Source organism: Pseudomonas sp. UBA4617, from assembly GCF_002386445.1.
Lineage (GTDB): Bacteria > Pseudomonadota > Gammaproteobacteria > Pseudomonadales > Pseudomonadaceae > Aquipseudomonas.
This window is the reverse complement of record NZ_DGIR01000040.1, coordinates 7,766-28,727: the sequence shown is the minus strand read 5'-3', so window position 1 is coordinate 28,727 and position 20,962 is coordinate 7,766. Positions and strand designations below refer to the sequence as shown.

Annotated in this window: 10 protein-coding genes and 1 pseudogene; 9 read left to right on the top strand and 2 right to left on the bottom strand. The window is 61.9% G+C overall.

Translation table 11 applies throughout. The features are described 5' to 3' along the window. The 3 genes from B4L76_RS18840 to dsbG form a co-directional block, all read left to right on the top strand. On the top strand, window positions 1-465 hold a 465-nt coding region (locus tag B4L76_RS18840; RefSeq protein ID WP_296234589.1), incomplete at its 5' end, for a thioredoxin family protein. After that, window positions 465-1,301: a TlpA disulfide reductase family protein gene (locus tag B4L76_RS18835; RefSeq protein ID WP_296234588.1), complete on the top strand. Its 837-nt coding sequence runs from the start codon at window positions 465-467 to the stop codon at window positions 1,299-1,301. The genes B4L76_RS18840 and B4L76_RS18835, both read left to right, overlap by 1 nt. 1 nt (window position 1,302) lies before the next feature. After that, window positions 1,303-2,061, top strand: a complete 759-nt coding sequence (dsbG, locus tag B4L76_RS18830; RefSeq protein ID WP_296234586.1) for a thiol:disulfide interchange protein DsbG — start codon at window positions 1,303-1,305, stop codon at window positions 2,059-2,061. A 214-nt stretch (window positions 2,062-2,275) separates the two neighbouring features. Here dsbG and B4L76_RS18825 read toward each other — a convergent pair. Next, a pseudogene (locus B4L76_RS18825) lies at window positions 2,276-2,624 on the bottom strand (phosphopantetheine-binding protein); the annotation flags it as partial. A 371-nt stretch (window positions 2,625-2,995) separates the two neighbouring features. Between B4L76_RS18825 and B4L76_RS18820 the strand changes: the two are divergent. From B4L76_RS18820 to B4L76_RS18800, 6 genes are all read left to right on the top strand, one after another. Continuing rightward, window positions 2,996-3,202 (top strand): hypothetical protein, encoded by a 207-nt coding sequence (locus tag B4L76_RS18820; RefSeq protein WP_296234583.1) that lies wholly within the window; start codon window positions 2,996-2,998, stop codon window positions 3,200-3,202. A gap of 258 nt (window positions 3,203-3,460) precedes the next feature. Continuing rightward, a complete protein-coding gene (locus B4L76_RS24415; RefSeq protein WP_414707225.1) occupies window positions 3,461-4,135 on the top strand; it encodes an McbB family protein in 675 nt (224 codons plus the stop codon). After that, entirely contained in the window at window positions 4,132-4,923 is a 792-nt protein-coding gene (locus tag B4L76_RS18815; RefSeq protein ID WP_296234582.1) for a SagB/ThcOx family dehydrogenase, read from the top strand. Before B4L76_RS24415 ends, B4L76_RS18815 begins: the two co-directional genes overlap by 4 nt. Before the next feature lie 3 nt (window positions 4,924-4,926). Next, entirely contained in the window at window positions 4,927-6,132 is a 1,206-nt protein-coding gene (locus B4L76_RS18810; RefSeq protein ID WP_296234581.1) for a YcaO-like family protein, read from the top strand. Next, window positions 6,129-6,884 (top strand): ABC transporter permease, encoded by a 756-nt coding sequence (locus B4L76_RS18805; protein WP_296234580.1) that lies wholly within the window; start codon window positions 6,129-6,131, stop codon window positions 6,882-6,884. The genes B4L76_RS18810 and B4L76_RS18805 overlap by 4 nt, the downstream gene beginning before the upstream one ends. After that, window positions 6,885-7,613 carry an ATP-binding cassette domain-containing protein gene (locus B4L76_RS18800; RefSeq protein ID WP_296234578.1) on the top strand — a complete coding sequence of 243 codons (729 nt, stop codon included), beginning with the start codon at window positions 6,885-6,887 and terminating at the stop codon, window positions 7,611-7,613. Between the two features lie 194 nt (window positions 7,614-7,807). On the opposite strand, the gene B4L76_RS18795 is transcribed toward B4L76_RS18800, so the two are convergent. After that, entirely contained in the window at window positions 7,808-20,761 is a 12,954-nt protein-coding gene (locus B4L76_RS18795; RefSeq protein ID WP_296234577.1) for a non-ribosomal peptide synthetase, read from the bottom strand. Between the last annotated feature and the right edge of the window lie 201 nt (window positions 20,762-20,962).

Here is a 20,962-nt window from a genome sequence, read left to right as displayed (position 1 = left end):
CTGCTGGTGGGCGCGGCGGCCGGCGGCGACGACCTCTGGCAGCCTCTGCGCCCGTTCACCGGCGGTGCTGCGCCGGCCACCGGCCAGCACGCCGAAGCTACCTTGGTCACCGTCAGCCGCCCCGAAGACCTGCAACGCGAACTGGATGCGGCCAAGGCGCGTGGCCAGTGGGTGATGCTCGACTACTATGCCGACTGGTGCGTGTCGTGCAAGGTCATGGAAAAACAGGTGTTCGCCCGCGGCGACGTACAGGCCGCCCTGGCCGGCGTGCACCTGCTGCGCCTGGACGTGACCGCCGACACACCTGCCAGCCAGGCCTTGCTGCAGCGCTACCAGGTACCCGGCCCACCCAGCATCATCTGGATCGGCCCGGAAGGCGACGAGCGTCGTGCGCGGCGCCTCACCGGTGAAGTGGATGCAGCTGCGTTCCTGCAACACTGGACCCAGACCAGGAGCCAAGGCTGATGCTGACCGTAACCCTCGGGCCACTGACCATGGCCCTCAACCACCTGCTGATGCTCACCGCCCTGGTGATCGCCAGCGTGGTCGGCTGGTGGGTCGCCCGGCGTGGCGGCGAGAGCCCGGAATCGGCGCTGTTCAACCTGTTCCTGATCGGCCTGTTGTGCGCGCGCGCCGGCTTCGTGCTGGCCTACTGGCCGATGTACCAGGACGACCCGGTGCAGATCATCGACATCCGCGATGGTGGCTTCCTGTTCTGGTCAGGCCTTGCCGGCATCGTGCTCGGCGCCCTGTGGCAGGGCTGGCGTCATCCCGGGCTGCGCCGCCCGCTGGGCTGGGCGCTGTTCAGCGGTGCACTGTTCTGGGGCCTGGCCAGCCTCGCCGGGCACCTGTACAGCAAGGGCACCGAGCTGCCCGAACTGAGCCTGCGCAACGCTACCGGGCAATCCGTGGCGCTGCACGGCTACCGTGGCAAGCCACTGGTGATCAACCTCTGGGCCACCTGGTGCCCGCCCTGTCGGCGCGAAATGCCGGTGCTGCAACGAGCGCAAGGCGATTACCCGCATGTGACCTTCCTGTTCGTCAACCAGGGCGAGACCCCGGAAAACGTCAGCACCTTCCTCGCCACCACCGGCCTGAGCCTGACCCACGTGCTGTTCGACGGTACCGGCCTGCTGGCCCAACGCGTCGGTTCCATGGCCCTGCCCACTACCCTGTTCTACGACGCCGACGGGCGGCTGATCGGCAGCCACCTCGGCGAGCTGTCCCGGGCCAGCCTGCGCCACGCCCTGGAGCCTTTCGACCGGGCCGCCGCGCCCGCCCCCGCCGCACAAGGAAACTGACATGCGACTGACTGCACTGCTGCCCCTGTCCCTGGCCCTGCTGGCTGTGCCGACCTTGCAAGCCGAAGAGCTGCCCAAGGCGATTCAGCAACTGCAAGCCAAGGGCGCCGAGATCAAAGGCAGCTTCGACGCCCCCAACGGCCTGCGCGGGTATGCCGCCGAGTACCAGAATAATGGCCTGGCGCTGTATCTCACCCCTGACGGCAAGCACGTACTGGTCGGCAGCCTGTTCGACGAACAGGGCAAAGACCTCAGTGCCGAGCCGCTGAAAAAGCTGGTGTATGCGCCGATGAGCAAGGAAATCTGGGCGAAGATGGAAAAAACCTCGTGGATCGCCGACGGCAAGGACGATGCGCCTCGCAAGGTGTACCTGTTCAGCGACCCCAACTGCCCGTACTGCAACATGTTCTGGGAACAGGCGCGGCCGTGGGTGGAGTCGGGCAAGGTGCAGCTGCGCCATATCATGGTCGGCATCATTCGCGCAGACAGCCCGGGCAAGTCGGCGGCGCTGCTGGCGGCGAAAGACCCGGCCAAGGCACTGCACGAGCACGAGAAGGCTGGCAAGGCGAGCACGCTGAAGCCGCTGGATCAAGTGCCGGAGGCGGTGCAGCAGAAACTGGCGGCGAACATGGCATTGATGGAAGAAATGGGGCTGCAGGCAACCCCGGCGATCTTCTATCAGGATGAGCAGGGCAACCTGCAGAGCCAGCAGGGGGCGCCAAGACCGGAGTTGCTTGGGAAGATTCTGGGCAAGCGTTGAAAGCTCGGGTAGCTGCACCGGCCTCTTCGCAAATAAACCACATAGGTACCGCATTGCGCTTGAGGTTGTCGCTGTATCTGTAGAGCGGCGTTGTGTCGCGAAAGGGCTGCATGGCAGCCCCGACAGGCTATGACGCTGAAGTCTGGGGGCGCGTTGCGCCCCTTTCGCAACACAAGGCCGCTCTACAGGCCGGTGCAGCCTCTACCAGCGCAGGTTACAACCCCTCCAGTTCCGCCATCAGGTCACTGAGCCGGTCGACCTTATCGTCATCCAGCGCACTGCCCTGCAGCCCCTGCACATATTCGGCCAGCTCCGCCACCGTGTTGCACTCGAACATCGCCCGCAGCGGCACGTCCAATTGCAACGCCATCTGCACCCCCGAGGCGGTCTGCGTGGTTAGCAACGAGTGCCCGCCCAGCTCGAAGAAGTTGTCGTGCACGCTGCCCCACCCAGCCTTTAGCACATCGACCCAGTTATCGGCCATCGGTTCCTCCAGTTCGTTACGTAACGCGTGCAGGCCTGTCTGTGCCGGCACCGATGTCGATGACCGGTAGGACCATCCGTAGAACCTCTACAAGTAGCGTACGGACCATGATCAAAATTTACATCTCGAAACACTAACTTTCGGTCCAAAAACAATAAACACCTTCCTGCACCACCCGTCGCAAGAAGAGCACTCATCGCTGAAACACATATCAATCCCACGAGAGATACAGACTAATCTCACGTCAATCACGGAAGCCCCTCACATTCAAGCTCAGCAATTAGAGTTTCATCAGAGATTACGCTCAGACAAATCTCACAAAAATCACCTCAGCTTAAACAGCCAGCCAATGTCCTAACCACCAAATCACCCTCGGTGAATTTGACGTGCATGAAATATAAACCTAAACCCACAGGACCCCGGCACTCGGGGCAACTAAGGAGACTTCGAATGGACACTCAATTCGGTATCAACTTGATGGATCTGACCTTCGACAACAGTTGCGATATGGACGCCGAGTTCTTTGGCGGATCAGGAGGGGCAGGTGGATGTGGTGGTAGCGGTGGTTGTGGCGGCGGCGGTGGATGCAGCGGCGGCAGCGGCGGTTGCGGCGGAAGCGGTGGCAATGCAATCACTCAGGTATACCAGGAGGGCTGATTCATAATTATACGCGGGCGTCAGCGTTAGCCAACGCTGACGCCTGCCACAATCTATGAGGCGCGTCATGAAAACTATAAGAATATACAATTACGAAATTCTCAACTTTGACGCTCAACCCACCGTTTTCTCAAACGCGGGTTTTACACGAATCACCGATCCAAGACTCACAAAAGTACTTCAGCACATCGCTGAGAGTCATTTAAAATACATGCCAGAGGATGAACTAAAGAAAATTCTTGAACACGAAGAGCTTCAATCCGAGAAAGCCATACGTTTTTAGAATCCATCCTAATAATAGGCGAGGCGACCAAATTACCATATTTCCAAGAAGTTACAATATGCATTGACTGGAAAATACCGAACACACTAAAAGACTATATAGAAAGCACCCCCAACAGCAGAATACAAATCACAAATATATACGATTTAAGAACAAGCACTCCTACAAATCCAACCTTGTACGTTTTTGCATATTCGAAGCTAAAACCGGAAGAACTAAGAACAACTTACTCTGAACTATCAAAAAACAATTCAGACTGCGGAATCAGCGTAGGGTTCGTCAGCCACCCTTTCTTCCATTTGACCGAACCTTATATTCCCTCAATCGGGAATCCCTGCGCTTTTTGCACCTTGGACCGTTTAGCGCATTATGAAAATCTACGAGCAAGCCAACATCACTGGAGCAGAATATGGAGCTTTTGCCAGTCAAACAAGATTGAACTTCCCAGGACCCCTCTTGACGAATTGCAAAGCACCCTTATCTTGGGAAACATCGTCTCTTTCACCAACAAATTCACTAGTTTTCAAAAAACAAAAATCACCCAAGATCAATTCTTGCTTTCCCGAACACTGAATTTGTCAGACGGTTCGTTTACTGAAGATAGCAGCATCCACTGGCCCCTCTGCCAATGCATTGGAGAAGCGCGATGAGCGTCCCACACGACCACTATCTAACATTCGTATCTTCAGAGATACTGGACGAAACGTTAGCGTTTCACGCCAAGGGCAATTATACAGTCCATAAAACAACCCAACACGCCTCCACTCTACATCACATCCCGAAAAAAACGCTTGAAGAATTAACAGGAAACGAGTTACCACTCAACATATTAAACAATGAACTTTCAGACAAAGCACTCAACCTACCCACCCTCAAAGCCGGCCATCACTTAAAGCGAAACGAGTCATGCGATCATTTCACAGAAAGCAACTTGAATTTTGGCACCATTAAGTCATTAGTTTCTCCTCTATTGACAAAAAATGAGCATCCATACAAAAGAGGCTACCCAAGTGGCGGAGCACTCTACCCTATCGAAGTATTTCTTGTGAACCTCGGGAACAAAATTTTCCAATGGCCATCAGATTGTAACGCCTTACATCTCCTGCCCAGCTCAAGGACCTTTGAAATTCATAGCCCTGGAATTGACTCCAACAAACTTTCACAAGCAATTTTACCTAAAGAATCTACTATCGGAACACCCGCACTAGCGCTGATTTACCTGGCTTACCTACCCAAAGCATTGTTCAAATATCGCTATAGAGGCTATCGCTTAGCGCTCATGGAAGCAGGCTCCATGTACATGCTAATAGATCTGCGCTGCAAAGAGCTCAGTTTAAATAGCAGACCATGGTCAGGCTTTACTGATCACGAGGTAACTAAAAACCTAGACCTTAACCCTGCACTTTTTATCCCTCTGTGCATTCAATTCGTGGGCTGATGCATGAACATATACAACGAAATACATACACTCGCGTTTGCAGATTTCGAGCTTCATCGACCGAGTGCAGTGTCTCATTTCCCACACAGCGTTGAATGCGGCAGCCGCTGGCACACCTACGGATCAAGTAGTGGATGGTCAGCCTCCGTCACCATCAGCGCTATGGGCGAGCAGTTTGAACGAAAGCACTTTTATCTGGACGTACCCGTACATGATAGAAATAAACTGGGCGAAGGCCTGACACCTGATGAACTCGAAGCGTTTGCCAACGCTTTTCTACAAACAGCAATGACCGGCCAAAAAAACGACCTTCATTCACATACTTTTGACCGCACTCACGTCTACAGGATCACTGATTTAACTCGATGTGCAGTTCCAACGGCGTTGATTTCAATATCACCCTGCAGAAACTCCATCGACAATGAATTCTACCCCATACGAGACACCTGTGGATGTAGCGTGCACATGACTGTTGACCGAGCAGTGCTCGGTGCACTGAAAGAGGCTATAGAGCGACAATTCCTGCTCAGGTTTTGGCTAACAAAGGCTTGCACAGGAAAAGTCAAGCATCGAGACGCGTGCTCAGCACTTTCAAATCGGCCCAGCTTCTTACTTTTCAAAGAATTAGAAAGAACAGGAGATCTCTGCATCCTAAACCTCACAGATGAACATTTTCCTGGCTGCTGCATACTTCTCTGTTATGGCAACCGGTGCGGGAAAAATCAACATGTCAGATACTGTGCAGGGCTGGCTTACTCGGACGACATGAGTAGCGCATTGGAAAAGTCAGTGATTGAGCTATGGCAAACCTTTCGTTTCATGCACTCATTTTACTTAAGAGGAAAAGCACTTAGCGACATTGAAGACCCCTACCTTAAACACTTCCTGGAAAGCAACTTCTATGAAACCTACATTGATATCACCACAGGTATAATAAACTACTCAAAACGAAGCAAACCAGCTAAACCATTACCACTCACCAGCGCAGCACTAATAAAGCTTCTGCGAGAATTACAACTTGACGGATACTTATACCTATCATCCATGAACTCAACCAAACGAAATCTACACTACTGCAAATACATTTCCCCAAAATTATTCCTCCACATGAACAATGCATCTCACCTCAATATCAAGAACAGCTACTCGAATCAATTTCAAAAACAGATAATCCCACAACAACTTAGCAAAATGGTACCTTTCCCATGACCAGCAGCATCCTACCGACCACCAGAGCAAGTAAGCTCTATAGCATCTCAAAAATCCTGATAAAGGAACATCTCAGAGAACCATCTGGCCTATTATGGACTGCACTCGCGCCCTGCATGTTATTTTTTATCATGAGCACAAGCCAGCCCACCCCAGACAAGACTACACAATCTTATTTACCCTACGCCGCTTGGTTTTACGCTTATATCTCAGCAAACGTAGCCTTCTTTGGATTCAGCTTTTACCTTATCGGCAGAAGAGAAAGTGGCTTCATCCGCTCATTCATTTATCAAAAGGAATCAATTCGCCTTTTTCTTGCATCCCACGCAATTAGCTACTCGATTCTAAGCCTCACATACGCTTCGTTATTTTATATGGTCACCAAGCCCCTGCATGGAAATTACTCCATTCAAGAATACCTGTACATAATTGCGTGCTTCTTTACCAGTTATCTAGGTTTTTCCTGTGTGGGTTTGGCCATAGCCGCCCTGCCCATCAAATTTGGAACAGCCAATACACTATTTTCACTGTTATCATTCCTCATGTTGATGTCCAGCTATATGGGTGTAATCACAGGAATAGAGCATGATGACTTGATCGCGCTGGTAAACCCTCTACACATGAGCACCCGAATTTTTCGCGGCGAACTTCCATTACCAGCTGCTTTCCTGGTAGCGCTCATACTCCCACTGATTGGCTTTTATTTGACCGTGAAATATTTCAGGATTCAGCCCATCTGGAGTCGATACTGAATGAGCATACTTGTCATTAATTCGCTGGCGTTCTCGCACAACGATGCTCCCTTGTTCAACAATCTCAATCTGCACCTTTTGCCAGGTGAAGTGGTTGGTATATTAGGAAACAATGGCGCTGGAAAAACGACGCTCTTCGACCTGATTTGCAAACTCAGACAACCCGAGAGCGGAGAAATAATCAATCGCGCCCAACATCCGGCGTATCTAACGCAAATTTTGACGCCACCACCCCGTCTAAGAATGATTGAGGTTTACGAACTAATTACTCATTTAAACGCTCCGGCAAAAACTTGCTTTCATGAAGCAACAACCCGACTTAGTGCGTGGTCACCTGCGCTTTCCCGTCGATACTCCGGCATTTCCAAAAAGAAAGCTTCCACTTGCAGCTATGGCGAGATCCGGAGTTTTTTCACATTGACACTTTTACTCATGTGCAGCGATCTAATCATACTTGATGAACCCACGGCTGGCGTGGACCCTGAATTCCGACACTTCATCTGGCTTGGAATCAAACATGCCTGCAGTGAAGGGGCCAGTGTTTTGGTTTCGTCCCACTACACGCAGGAAATCACGGCCAGTTGCGATCGGTTTTATATGCTTGCTCATCATCAATTAGAGGCATTTCATAGTGCAGACCAATTCCTGGCGCGCTATCAAGCGACGTCTTTGGATGAAGCGTTCATCAGTGCTTCGACGTCTCTGGAAAAAGTGGATGTTGCATCGTAACGCCGAAGAACCCCGGAATAGAAGGACTTACAGGTGACCCCGGTGATTTTCTATCTGGATGAGCCGGGCAACCTGCGGAGCCACTGCGGGCGGAGTTACGTGGGAAGACTCTCGGCAGTGCTGAAAGGTGGGCTGCCTGCACCGGCCTCTTCGCGGGTAACTTCACAAGCCGGTGCAGCCTCTACCAGCGCAGGTTACAACCCCTCCAGTTCCGCCATCAGGTCACTGAGCCGGTCGACCTTATCGTCATCCAGCGCACTGCCCTGCAGCCCCTGCACGTAAACCGCCAGCTCCGCCACCGTGCTGCACTCGAACATCGCCCGCAGCGGCACATTCAGTTGCAGCTGCTTCTGCACCCGCGAGGCGATCTGCGTGGCCAGCAGCGAATGCCCGCCCAGCTCGAAGAAGTTGTCGTGCATCCCCACCCGCTCAGCCTTGAGCACATCAGCCCAGATTTCCGCCAGCAGCGCCTCCAGCTCATTGCGCGGTGCCTGGTACGCCTGGCTGTGCTGGCCACCGATGTCGATGGCCGGCAAGGCGTTGCGGTCCAGCTTGCCGTTGGCGTTGCGCGGCAAGCTGTCGAACCAGCCCCAGTGCAGCGGCACCATGTACTCCGGCAACTCGGCCCGCAGGCGCTGCTTGAGCCGTTCCAGCAACGCGGCATCGGCGCTGATGCCCTGGTGTGCCACCAGGTAGCCGACCAGGTGCTTGCCATTGACGCCCTCCTGCACGCCAACGGCAGCGTCGCGGACCTCGACCTGCTCGTGCAGGCGCGCCTCGATCTCGCCCAGTTCGATGCGGTAACCACGAATCTTCACCTGATGGTCGATGCGCCCGATGTACTCGAGCACGCCATCCGGGCGCTGCCGCGCCAGGTCACCGGTGCGGTACAAGCGCTCGCCTGCAGCGCCATGGGGATGGGGGACGAACGCCAGCGCGGTACGCACCGGGTCGCCGACATAACCTCGGCCTACACCGGTGCCGGCCACGCACAGCTCACCCACCGCACCCAACGGCACCAACGCCTGCTCCTCGTCGAACAGGTAAAGGCGGTTGTTGTCGGTCGGCCGGCCAATTGGCAGATAGCTGCCTTCGGTCGAGGCGGCATCGATGCGGAAGAATGCCACGTCGTCCGAGCACTCGGCCGGGCCGTAGGCGTTGACCAGGCCAATCTGCGGGTAACGCTGCAACCATTGCGCGGCCAGCTCCGGCGGCATGGCTTCGCCGGTCGGCAGCATCCAGCGCAGGCCGTCGAGGGCCTGGTGGTCGCTGGCCAGCATGCCCTGGATCAGCGACGGCACGCTTTCCAGCACGCTGATGCCGGTGGCTTGCACATGCGCCAGCAGGGCTTGCGGGTCGTGGGCGATGGCGTTCGGCACGATCTCCACCCGGGCGCCGAACAGCGGTGCGGCAAGGAATTGCCATACCGAGATGTCGAAGCTCTGCGAGGCGGTCTGGGCGATCACGTCGTGCTCAGTGAGCGCCAGGTAGGGTACCTTGCTCAGCTGGTTGTTGAGCATGCCACGCTGCTCGACCATTACACCTTTCGGCAGGCCGGTGGAGCCTGAGGTGTAGATCACGTAGGCAAGGTTGCCCGGCGCGCTGTAAATACCGGGGTTATGGCTGGCCACCGGGCTGGCCTGGATGTCTTCCCACACCAGCAAGCGCGGGCGTGCCGCCGCCTCCAGCGTGTCCAGCAACTGCCTACCCTGGCCGGCACAGGCCGCGCTGCACACCAGCACGGGGGTTCGGCTGCGCTGGATGATGCTTTGCAGGCGCGCCGGCGGCAGGCCCGGGTCCAACGGCAGGTAGCCGGCACCGGCCTTGAAGCTGCCGACGATCATGCCCAGCAACGGCAGCCCGCGCTCGGCCAGCAGCGCCACTGGCTGGTCAACCTGCACGCCCGCCGCAAGCAAGGCATGGCCCAGGCGGTTGGCCGCCAGGTTCAACCCGGCATAATCATAGGTCGCCTCCAGGCAGCGCGCCACGGTACGTTGCGGGTGCGCAGCGACCTGCGTCTCGAACTGGGCGATGTAGCTCTGCTCCAGCGGGTAGGCCCGCGTGCTGCGGTTGCAGTCCTCGAGCAGGAAGCGCTGTTCCTCGGCGCCCAGCAGCGGCAGCGCACTCACCTCCCCGGCAAAGCCTTGCACCAGCGCCAGCAGCAGGCGCTTGAATTCGGCCAGCAGGCGCTCGACGGTCGGGTAGTCGAAGTAACGTTGGTCGAACGACAGGTGCAGGCCAAGCTCATCGCCCGGGTAGCACACCGCCGTCAACGGGAAATTGGTGTGGGTGCGGCCTGAGTCGGAACTGGCGTTCAGGTGCTGGGCATGGTCGAGCACGGCGGTTTCGACCGGCGCGTTCTCGAACACGAACAGGCTGTCGAACAGGGGCTGGCCCTTGGGCAGTTCGCTGCATTCCTGGATCGCCACCAGCGGCAGGTATTCGTACTCGCGCAGTTCCATGTTGCGCTCCAGCAAGCCTTGCAGCCACTGGCGCACACTGCAACGCTGGCCGGCCGCCGGCAACTGCACGCGCAGGGCGACGCTGTTGATGAACAGACCGACCGTGCGCTGCATCTGCGGCAGGCTCACCGGCCGCCCGGCCACGGTCACGCCGAACACCACGTCGCGGTCGCCGCTGTAGCGCGCCAGCACCAGCGCCCAGGCCGCCTGGGCAAATGTATTGACGGTGAGCTGGTGGGCCTGGGCCAGTTCGCGCAGGCGTACGCCGTCGTCTACCGCCAGGCGGGTGTAGCAGTCGCCGACGACCATGCCGCTGCCGGCGTGCTCGTGGCGTAGCGGGCGGTCGCTGGGAATGGCGGTGGCGCGTTCGAAGCCAGCCAGGCTGGCCTGCCACCAGGCGCGGGCATCGTCCAGGCCCTGGCGTTGCAGCCAGCCGATGTAGTCGCGGTAGCGTGGCGGCACGGGCAGTTGCGCCTGACGGCCCTCACCGAGGGTGAGGTAGATTTCGAAGAAGTCGTTCATCAACAGCGAGCGGCACCAGGCATCGATCAGAATGTGGTGGTTGCTCATCATGAACCAGTAGCGTTCGTCGGCCACCCGCACCAGGCGCAGGTGGAAAGGCGCTTCGCTGAGCAAGGCGAAGCCAGCCTCACGCTCCTGCTTGTGCAGGGCCTGCAGGCGCTGCTCCTGGGCATCCTCATCGAGGTCGCGCCAGTCCTGGTAGTCCAGCGGCGTGTTACCGGGTTTGTGGATGATCTGCAGCATCGCCTCACCGGTATTCCAGCTGAACGATGCGCGTAGCGCCTCGTGCCGAGCCACCACGGCTTGCCAGGCCTGGGCGAAGCGCTCGGGATCAAGGGCACTGTTGATGCGATAACGGTCCTGCATGTAGTAGAGGCCGGTGCCCGGCTCTAGCAGGGTGTGCAACAACATGCCTTCCTGCATCGGTGTCAGCGGGTAGACATCCTCGATCTGCGCAGCCGGCACCGGCAAGGCGTCGATCTGCGCCTGGGTCAGGTGCGCCAGCGGGAAGTCGGACGGCGTGAAGCTGCCGTTGCCATCGGCCAGGCAATGCTCGATCAGCGCCAGCAGCTCCTGGCGGTAGGCCTCGGCCAGGCTGGCGATGGTGCGCTCGTCATAGCGCTCGGTGCTGAACGTCCAGCGCAATTGCAGGGCGCCGCCATACACCTGGCCATCGACACTCAACCAGTTGGGCAACGGCGCATCGGCAGCGTGGGCCTGGCCTGCAGGGACGTCCAGCGGTTGGAACAGCGCCGCGCTGTCAAACTGCTGGTCGAACTGGCCCAGGTAGTTGAAGGTGATACGCGCCTGCGGCAAGGCCGCCATCTGCTCGCGCAGCGCCGTATCGGCCAGGTAGCGCAGCACGCCGTAGCCCAGGCCTTTGTGCGGCACCTGGCGCAGTTGCTCCTTGATGCACTTGATCGACGCGGCCCGCGCCGTATCGTCTTGGCCCGGCAGCGGGCGCAGGCTGAGTGGGTAGGCATTGGTGAACCAGCCGACGCTGCGGGTCAGGTCCATGTCTTCGAACAGCCCGTCGCGGCCATGGCCCTCCAGCTGCACCAGCACTGCCTCATCACCGCTCCAGCGGCACAAGGTACGCGCCAGCGCGGTGAGCAGCAGGTCGTTGACCTGGGTGTGATACGCCGCTGGCGCCTGCTGTAGCAATTGCCGGGTCTGCTGCGCATCCAGGCTGATGGCCAGGGTACGGGCGTGGCGCTGCAGGTTGTCGCCCTGCGGGTGATCGCAGGGCAGTTCGCGGCGCACCTCTGCCAGCTGGTTTTGCCACCAGCCGAGCTCGTCGCGCAGCGAATCGCTGCCGGCATAGCTGGCCAGGCGTGCCGCCCAATCGCCCACGGCGTGTGTCTTGGCCGGCAGCGCTCGGCCACGGTACAACGCCTGCAGGTCTTCCAGCAGCACCCGCCAGGACACGCCATCCACCACCAGGTGATGGATCGCCAGCAACAGGCGCTGGCTGCCCTGGCCGTCACGCACCAGCAGGGCGCGCAGCAGCGGCCCCTGCTGCAGGTCGAGGCTGCGTTGCAGGTCGGTGTACAGCGCCTGGCAATCGGCGAAGTCGGCAACCGTCGCGCCCCACAGCAATTGCCCGGCGTCAGGCTGGGCGTAAGCGGCCTGCCAGCGACCGTTGGCCTCGCTGAAGCGCAGGCGCAGGCTGTCGTGGTGCCGCACCAGCGCGGCGAGTGCCTGTTCCAGTGCCGCTTCGTCCAGCGCCTGGTGGGCCTGCAGCAACACTGCCTGGTTCCAGTGCTGCGGCTGCGCCAGGTCGGTGTCGAAGAACCAGTGCTGGATCGGGGTCAGGCCGACCTGTCCCTGGCGCAGGCCCTGGTCGATGCTGCTGGTGGCTTCGCTGTGGCGTACGACAGCCGCCAGGGCCTGGATGGTCTGGTGCTGGAACAGGTCGCGCGGCGTGAATTGCAAGCCGCCCTGGCGGGCCCGGCTGACCACCTGGATCGACAGGATCGAATCGCCGCCCAGTTCGAAGAAGTTGTCCTGCACACCGACCTGGGCAAGGTTCAGCACGTCGCACCAGACCTGCGCCAGTTGCGCCTCAACTGCATTGCCAGGGGCCTGGTAGTGCTGGCGGGCCTGCTCCAGGTCCGGCAGCGGCAGCGCGCGGCGGTCGAGTTTGCCGTTGCCCATCAGCGGCAGGCTGTCGAGCAGGACCAGGTGCGCAGGCACCATGTAGTCCGGCAGCTGCCGTCGGGCATCGGCCTTCACCGCGTCACGCAGCCGGCTCTGGGCGGCGCTGTCGGCCGCCGCCTGCCGGCAGACCAGGTAACCGACCAGTTGCTTGCCACCCGGCAAGTCGAGTGCCAGCACCACGGCTTCGTCGACGTCGGCATGCGCCTGCAGGCGGCTTTCGATTTCCCCGAGTTCGATGCGGAAGCCGCGAATCTTCACCTGCTGGTCGGCACGGCCGATGTACTCGACCAGGCCATCGCTGCCCAGGCGCACCAGGTCACCGGTGCGGTACAGGCGCCCGCCCGCGGCACCGAACGGGTCGGCGACGAAGCGCTCGGCACTGAGCCCCGGGCGGTCGTGGTAACCCTGGGCCAGGCCGGCACCGCCGACATACAGTTCACCGATGCCACCTTGCGGCAACAGGGCAAGGTTTTCGTCGAGGATGTAGGCCGTGCGGCTGCCGACCACATGGCCGATCGGCACGCTGCCGAGGTCCGCCGGCAGCGATTCCGGTGCCAGGCAGGCCAGCGGCATGACCACGGTTTCGGTCGGGCCGTAGGCGTTGAACAGCTGCTGCGGCGCGAAGGCCTGGCGAATACGCTGCATTTGCTCGCCGGTCAACGCTTCGCCACCGGTGATCACCAGGCGCACCGGCAACTGTTCGCCCTGCCCGGCCAGGTACTGCGCCAACTGGCTGCCATAGCTGGGCGTGAAGCCGAGGATACTGACCTGTTGCTCGCGCACCAGCTGGCAGATGTCTTCTGCCCCCCACTGCCCCTGGGCGCGCAGCACCACACGGGCGCCGCACAGCAGCGGCACCCACAGGCGCTCGCTGGCAGCATCGAAGTTGATCGAGTAGAAGTGCAGCTCGCAGTCGTCACTGCGCATGCAAAATGCCGAGATCACCGCCTGGCAGTGCATGGCGAATTCGCCGTGGCTGACAATTACCCCCTTGGGCTTGCCGGTGGAGCCCGAGGTATAGATCAGGTAGGCCTGGTGCTGCGCCAGGTTACGGTTGTCCAGCGGCGCATCGCTGTAGGCCGACAGACTGGCAGTGTCGTCTTCCAGGCTCCAGCACGCGACTCCTGCGGGCAGCTCGCCGAGGCTTTGCAGCAGCGCGCGCTGGCTCAGCAACAGGCCGATGCGGCTGTCTTCGATCATGTAGCGCAGGCGGTCGAGCGGGTACTCCGGGTCGAGCGGCACGTAGGCGCCACCAGCCTTGAGGATGGCCAGCAAGCCGACCACCATGTGCAACGAGCGCTCCAGCGCCAGGCCCACGCGCACCTGCGGGCCGACCCCGCGCTCGCGCAGGGCGCGGGCCAGGCGGTTGGCTTGCTGGTCGAGCTCGGCATAGGTGATGTGCTGGCCGGCAAAAGTCAGCGCAACGGCGTGGGGGGTACGCGCCGCCTGGGCGGCGAACAGGCCATGCAAGGTCTGGTCGAGGCCGGGCGCGTGCTCGCCGTGCAACTGGCCCGCCAGCACCTGCTGTTCGGCGCTGCCCAGCATCGGCAGCTCGCACAGGCGCTGCTGTGGGTCGTGCAGCAGGCCGACCAGCAGCTGCTGCCAGTGCTCGGCCATGCGGGCGATGCGCGGCTCGTCGAACAGGTCGCGGCTGTACGTCAGGCAGCAGCCCAGGCGACCGTCAAGGTCAGTCACCTCCAGGTACAGGTCGAACTTGGTGGCGCTGGCATCGTTGACCAGGTAATCCACCTGCATGCCGGCCAGCGTGCGGCTTTGCTGGAAAGCCCAGCGCTGTACGTTGCACATTACCTGGAACAGCGGGTTGTAGGCGCTGCTGCGGGGTGGCTGCAAGGCCTCCACCAGTTGTTCGAACGGCAGGTCCTGGTGCGACTGGGCTTCGATCGCCGCCAGGCGTACCTGCTCCAGCAAGGCATGGGCAGTCATCTGCCCGTCCACCTCGCAGCGCAGCACCTGGGTGTTGAGGAAGGCACCGATCAGGCCTTCGCTTTCCGGGCGAATGCGGTTGGCCACCGGCGCGCCGATGCGCAGGTCGTGCTGGCCACTGTAGCGGTGCAGCAAGGCGGCCAGGGTGGCGGTCATGGTCATGAACAGGGTCAGACCGCGCTGGCGGTTGAAGGCATGTACACGGGCGACCAGCGCCGGGTCCAGTTCGAAGCGGTACAGCTCGCCACGGTGGCTTTGCACCGGCGGGCGTGGACGGTCGGCGGGCAGCGCGAGTACCGGGTGCTCATCGCCCAGGCGTGCCTGCCAGTAGGCCAGCTGACGCGCGCCCTCGCCGCTTTCCAGCCATTGCCGTTGCCACAGGCTGTAGTCCAGGTACTGCACCGGCAGCGGCGGCAGTGGCGATTCGCGGTCATCGACGAACGCCTCGTACAGCTCACCCAGCTCGCGGGCAAAGATGTCCATGGCCCAGCCCTCGGTGACGATGTGGTGCAGGGTCAGCACGAAGAAATGCTCGCGTTCTTCGGCCTTGACCAGGCAGGCGCGCAGCAGCGGGCCGCGCTCCAGGTCGAAGGGCTGGTGCGCCTGGTCGTCGGCCAGTTGCTGCAGGCGTAGCTGGCGGGCTTCGGCAGGCATTGCACTGAAGTCCTGCCAGTCCAGGTGCAGGCTGCCATCTTGCGCCACGCACTGGTACGGCACGCCGTCAATGCTGGGGAAGGTGGTACGCAGGGTTTCGTGACGCACCACCAGCGCCTGCAGCGCACGCTCGAAGGCTTCCACGTGCAGGGTACCGCGCAGGCGTGCCATGCCACCGACGTTGTACGCCGGGCTGTCCGGCGCCATCTGCCAGAGGAACCACATGCGCTGCTGCGAGTACGACAGCGGCACTGCCTGGCGACGGTCGACGCGGGCGATCTCGCCTTGCAGGTTGCGCTCGCCGGCGGCGCGGATACGCGTGATCTCGGCACAGAAGGCGCCCAGTTCACTGGCATCGAACAGGGTCTTGAGCGGCAGCTCGACATCGCAGGCCTGGCGCGTGCGCGAAACGATCTGGGTGGCCAGCAGCGAGTGGCCGCCGAGGGCGAAGAAGTCGTCCTGCAGGCCGATCCGCGGCAGGTTCAGCACCTCGCGCCAGATCGCCGCGACCTGTTGCTGCAATGCGCTGTGTGGCGCGACGTACTCACGCTGCTGCCACACCGGGGCCGGCAGCGCCTTGCGCTCGACCTTGCCGCTGGGGCCCAGCGGCATGTGTGCCAGCGGCACGAGTTGTGCCGGCACCATATAGGCCGGCAACTGCTCGGCCAGCACCGCCAGCAACTCGGCTGGCTGGGCGCTGCCGCAGTAGTAGCCGACCAGCTGTGCGCCGACGGCATCCTGGTGCACCAGCACCAGCGCCTGTTCGACACCCGCTTGCGCCAGCAGGCAGGCCTGGACCTCCTCGGGCTCGACACGGAAGCCACGCACCTTGACCTGTTGGTCGAGGCGGCCCAGGTACTCCAGGGCCTCGCTCTGTACCTGCCAGCGGGCACGGTCGCCACTGCGATACAGGCGTTCGCCATGGCCATCGACCCGGGGCACGAAGCGCTCGGCGGTAAGGCCCGGGCGGCCCAGGTAGCCACGTGCCAGGCCGGCGCCGCCAAGGTACAGCTCGCCCGGAACACCGGGGGCAGTGAGCTCAAGTTCGTCGTCCAGCACCCGGCACAGCACATTGGCCAACGGGCGGCCGATCGGCGAACGCTCGCCATCCGTCGCCTGGCAGTGCCAATGGGTGACGTTGATGGCGGTTTCGGTCGGGCCGTAACGGTTGTGCAACTGCGCCTGCGGCAGCACCTGCAGCACACGGTCACGCAATGCCGCAGGCAGCGCCTCGCCCCCGGAAAAAACCCGGCGCAAGCTGGTACAGGCCTGCGCCAGCGGTTCCTGGATGAAGGCCTGCAGCAGAGGCGGCACGAAATGCAGCGTGGTCACGCCATGCGCCTGCACCAACGCGGCGATGCGCTGGGGGTCACGGTGCTCGCCGGGGCCGGCGAGCACCAGCTTGCAGCCTGTGATCAGGGGCCAGAAGCATTCCCACACCGAAACATCGAAGCTGACCGGCGCCTTCTGCATCAGCACGTCGCTGGCGTTCAGCGCATAAGTGTCCTGCATCCACTGCAGGCGTTCGGCCAACGCCGCGTGGGTGTTGCCGACGCCCTTGGGTCGGCCGGTGGAACCGGAGGTGTAGATCACGTATGCCAGGTTGTCGCCGTGCAGATGCAGCCTTGGCGCATGGCTGGGCCAGCTGTCCAGGTGCAGCTGGTCGAGGGCGATGGCGCTGACCCCGTCGACCTGCGGCAGCTTGCCCAGCAGGCCGCTGTGGCTCAGCAGCAGGCGGGCGCCGCAGTCGTCAAGCATATAGGCCAGGCGCTCGGCGGGATAATCGACGTCCAGTGGCACATAGGCACCGCCGGCCTTGAGAATCGCCAGCAGGCCGACCAACAATTGCGGCGAGCGCTCGAGGGCGATGGCCACACAGGTATCAGGGCCGACACCCTTGTCGCGCAGGTAATGGGCCAGGCGGTTGGCTTGCTGGTGCAGCCCGGCATAGTCCAGGTTGCCCCCCTCCCAGACCAGCGCGGTGCGCTGCGGGGTGTTGCGCGCCTGTTCATTGAGCTGTTCGAGCAGCAGGCATTGCGGTGCCAGGGCCGGTGCCTGGCCCCAACCCAGCAGTTGCATGCGGCCGGGCTCGTCGAGCAACGGCACCTCGCCCAGGGCCCGCTGCGGCGCAGCACACACCTGTTCCAGCAGGGCCAGCAGGTGCCCGGCCAGGCGTTTGATGGTGCCGGCTTCGAACAGCCCGACGGCGTAGTCGAAGGCCAGGCTCAGGCGGCCCTGGTGGTCCTCCTCACTGTGCAATTGCAAATCGAACTTGGCCTCGCGGCTGTGCCACGGCAACTCCTCGGCCAGCAGGCCCGGCAGGCGGCGCAGGGCCGACAGGTCACGCTGCTGGTGGTTGAACATTACCTGGAACAGGCCTTGCTCGCGTGCCTCGGGCAAGGCTTCGACCAGTTGCTCGAACGGCAAGTCCTGGTTGGCCTGGGCTTCCAGGGTGGCTTGGCGCACCTGGGCCAGCAACTGGCTGAACGGCAGGCGGCCATCGAGTTGCGCGCGCATCACCTGGGTATTGATGAAGAAGCCGACCATGCCCTGGGTCTCCAGGCGCGGGCGGTTGGCGTTCGGCACGCCGACCCGGATGTCGGCCTGACCGCTGTAGCGGTACAGCAGCGCCTGCCAGCCAGCCAGCAAGACCATGAACAGGCTGGCTTGCTGCTCGCGCGCCAGGCCCTTGAGTGCCTCGGCGAGGCCGGCCGGCACCTTCACTTGCAACCGGGCAGCCCGGTGGTCGCGTTGGCTGGCGCGCGGCTGGTCGGTGCACAAGTCGAGCACTGGTGTTTCATCGCCCAGGCGCGTCTGCCAGTAGCGCAGCTGACGCTCGGCCTCGCCTGCAGCCAGCCACTGCCGCTGCCAACTACCGTAATCGGCGTAACCCAGGGGCAGCGGCGCCAGGCTGGCCTCCAGGCCCTGACAGCGGGCAGCGTACAACCTGGCGAATTCATCCAGCAGAATATTCAGTGACCAGCCATCAGCGACGATGTGGTGAAGGGTCACCCACAATTGATGGTCTTCATCGCCCAGGCGCGCCAGGGTCACCCGCAGCAGCGGCCCCTGGGTCAGGTCGAACGGCTGGCAGGCTTCCGCCTCGCGCTGGCTGGCGACCTGTTCGGGTGCCTGGCCTTCCAGGACCAGGCGGCGCAGCTGAAATGGCGATGACGGCAGGATGCGTTGCAAGGCCTGGCCATTTTCTTCGCTGAACACGGTGCGCAGTGACTCATGGCGCTGCACCAGCGCCTGGAACGCCGCTTCCAGGGCATGTTGATCCAGCTCGCCACGCAGGTGCAGGCCAGCCGGAATGTTGTAGGCCGCCGCTTGCGGCTGCAGTTGCCACAGTAGCCACAAGCGGTTCTGCGCCAGCGACTGGGGCAGTGCCCGGCCACGCTCCAGCGGGGCGATGGCAGTGGCTTGGGCGCCGTCGACTGCGAGCAGGGCTGCCACTGCCTGGCTGTAGTCAGCCAGCACGGGCGCCTCGAACAACGTGGCCAGGTTGAGCGTGATGCCCAGCTCATCGGCCAGGCGAGCGGTGGCCTGGGTGGCGGCGATGGAGTTGCCACCCAGCAGCAGGAAGTGGTCGTCTGCTGCCAGCGTCTCCACCTTGAGGACGTCGCGCCATACCCTGGCGATGCGCGTCTGCAACCCATCAGCAATGGCCGGCGTGGCATCGGTTGCGTTGACGTCAGGGAACCGGGCGTAGCAATCCAGGCTGCCATCCATCATGCGCAAGCGGCAGGCCGAGCGTTGCAACTTGCCGCTGGAGGTCTTGGGCAACGCGCCAGGGTTCAGCAGCAGGACCACCGCCGGGGCCTGGCGGCAGGCGTCAGCGACAACCTGGCGCAGGGAGTTGATCAGGTCGCGGGGCTTGACCGCCTTCTGCACGTTGCGGCTGACTTCCACTGCCACGCCGATGCCTTCCTCGCCCTGGTGCTCGACGGCAAATACTGCCACCCGGCCTTTGCGCAGCACCTCGATTTCGCCTTCGAGGGTTTTTTCCAGGTCCTGCGGGTACAGGTTCTGCCCGCGTACGATCAACAGGTCTTTGAGGCGCCCGCTGACGAACACTTCGCCGTCACGCAGGAAACCCAGGTCGCCGGTCCGCAGCCAGGTCTGCCCGTCCATTTCGACAAACGTGCGGGCACTGGCTTGCGGGTTGCGCCAGTAGCCCCGGGCGATGCTCGGGCCGCTGGCCCAGATCTCGCCGACCTGGTTGTCCTCCAACAGCTGCAGGCGTTGCGGGTCGACAATACGCAGCGCATGCCCCGGCTGCGGGTAACCGCAGCTCATCAGCACGCTGCCCTGGCCCGGCTCGGCGCGGTTGGCGGCAAAGGCCTCGGCGTCCAGTTCCAGTGCGGCGATACCCTGGCCACGGCGGCTACCGCTGACGAACAGGGTCGCTTCGGCCAGGCCGTAGCTGGCGAAGAAGCTCTGCGGGTCGAAGCCGCAGGCGCGGAACTTGTCGGCGAAGGTGGCCAGGCTGTCCTGGCGAATCGGTTCGGAGCCGGAATAGGCCACGCGCCAGCGGCTCAGGTCGAGCCCGGCCAGGGCGGCCGTGCTGACCCGCTCGCTGCACAGGCGGTAGGCAAAGTCCGGGCCACCGCTGATGGTACCGCCATAGTCGCTGATGGCCTGCAACCAGCGTAGCGGCCGGGCCAGGAAGTAGCCCGGCGACATCAGCACACAGGGCACACCGCTGAAGATCGGCTGCAGCAGGCCACCGATCAGGCCCATGTCGTGGTACAGCGGCAGCCAGCTGACGATCACATCGTCGGGGTTGAGATCGATGCCGAAACCGCGGCGGATCAGCTGCTCATTGGCGACCAGGTTGCCATGGCTGACCTGCACGCCCTTGGGCAGCGCGGTGGAGCCGGAGGTGTACTGCAAGAAGGCAATGTCATCCCCCTTCAGGGTTGGCTCGCGCCAGTTCGCAGCCAGCGCCGGGTCGAGGCCGTCGACCGCCAGCAGTGCAGGGGCGTCTGCCCTGCTCAGCGCCTCCAGTCCCTGCAGGCTGCCTTGCAGCGCCGCCACGGTCAGCAGCAGGCGCGGTTCGGCGTCTTCGATGATCGACAGCAGGCGTTGCTGGTGGTGCTGGCGCGCCGACTCCGGCGGGTAGGCAGGCACCGCGATCACGCCCGCATACAGGCAGCCGAAGAATGCCGCCACGTAGTCCGGCCCGCTGGGGAACAACAGCACCGCACGCTCAGCGAAACCGACCCGCGCCTGCAACGCAGCGGCGATGGTGCGCGCGCGCTGGTCCAGTTCACGGTAGCTGAGCACAACCTGCTCGTCGGGAGCGTCGGCCAGAAAGCGCAAGGCGATCCGGTCTGGGGTCTGTGCAGCGCGTTGGGCCAGGGCCTGGGCCAGCGAGAGCGGGAGTTCGAAGGCGTCCGTCATGGGGTGTTCCTGCCAGTGTCTGGTGAGGGCGGGCCGGCCGCTGCGCGCACGAAGGCGAGCAGCGTACGGCGGCCGGATGTACACAGGGGAACGTTTGGGCACGGGGAGAAATTAGCGGGGTCTGGCTTGGCAGGTGTGGTGCCTGGACGATCGAGCGCCACAGCTCCCAAGGCATGGCTCGGCAAAATCAGAACTAGGTCT

Excerpts from the sequence above, each read along its gene's own strand:
- B4L76_RS18810 (WP_296234581.1), top strand. The coding sequence starts at position 4,927 with ATGAACATATACAACGAAATACATACACTCGCGTTTGCAGATTTCGAG.
- B4L76_RS18835 (WP_296234588.1), top strand. The coding sequence starts at position 465 with ATGCTGACCGTAACCCTCGGGCCACTGACCATGGCCCTCAACCACCTG.
- B4L76_RS18820 (WP_296234583.1), top strand. The coding sequence starts at position 2,996 with ATGGACACTCAATTCGGTATCAACTTGATGGATCTGACCTTCGACAAC.
- B4L76_RS18800 (WP_296234578.1), top strand. The coding sequence starts at position 6,885 with ATGAGCATACTTGTCATTAATTCGCTGGCGTTCTCGCACAACGATGCT.
- B4L76_RS18815 (WP_296234582.1), top strand. The coding sequence starts at position 4,132 with ATGAGCGTCCCACACGACCACTATCTAACATTCGTATCTTCAGAGATA.
- B4L76_RS18795 (WP_296234577.1), bottom strand. The coding sequence starts at position 20,761 with ATGACGGACGCCTTCGAACTCCCGCTCTCGCTGGCCCAGGCCCTGGCC.
- dsbG (WP_296234586.1), top strand. The coding sequence starts at position 1,303 with ATGCGACTGACTGCACTGCTGCCCCTGTCCCTGGCCCTGCTGGCTGTG.
- B4L76_RS18805 (WP_296234580.1), top strand. The coding sequence starts at position 6,129 with ATGACCAGCAGCATCCTACCGACCACCAGAGCAAGTAAGCTCTATAGC.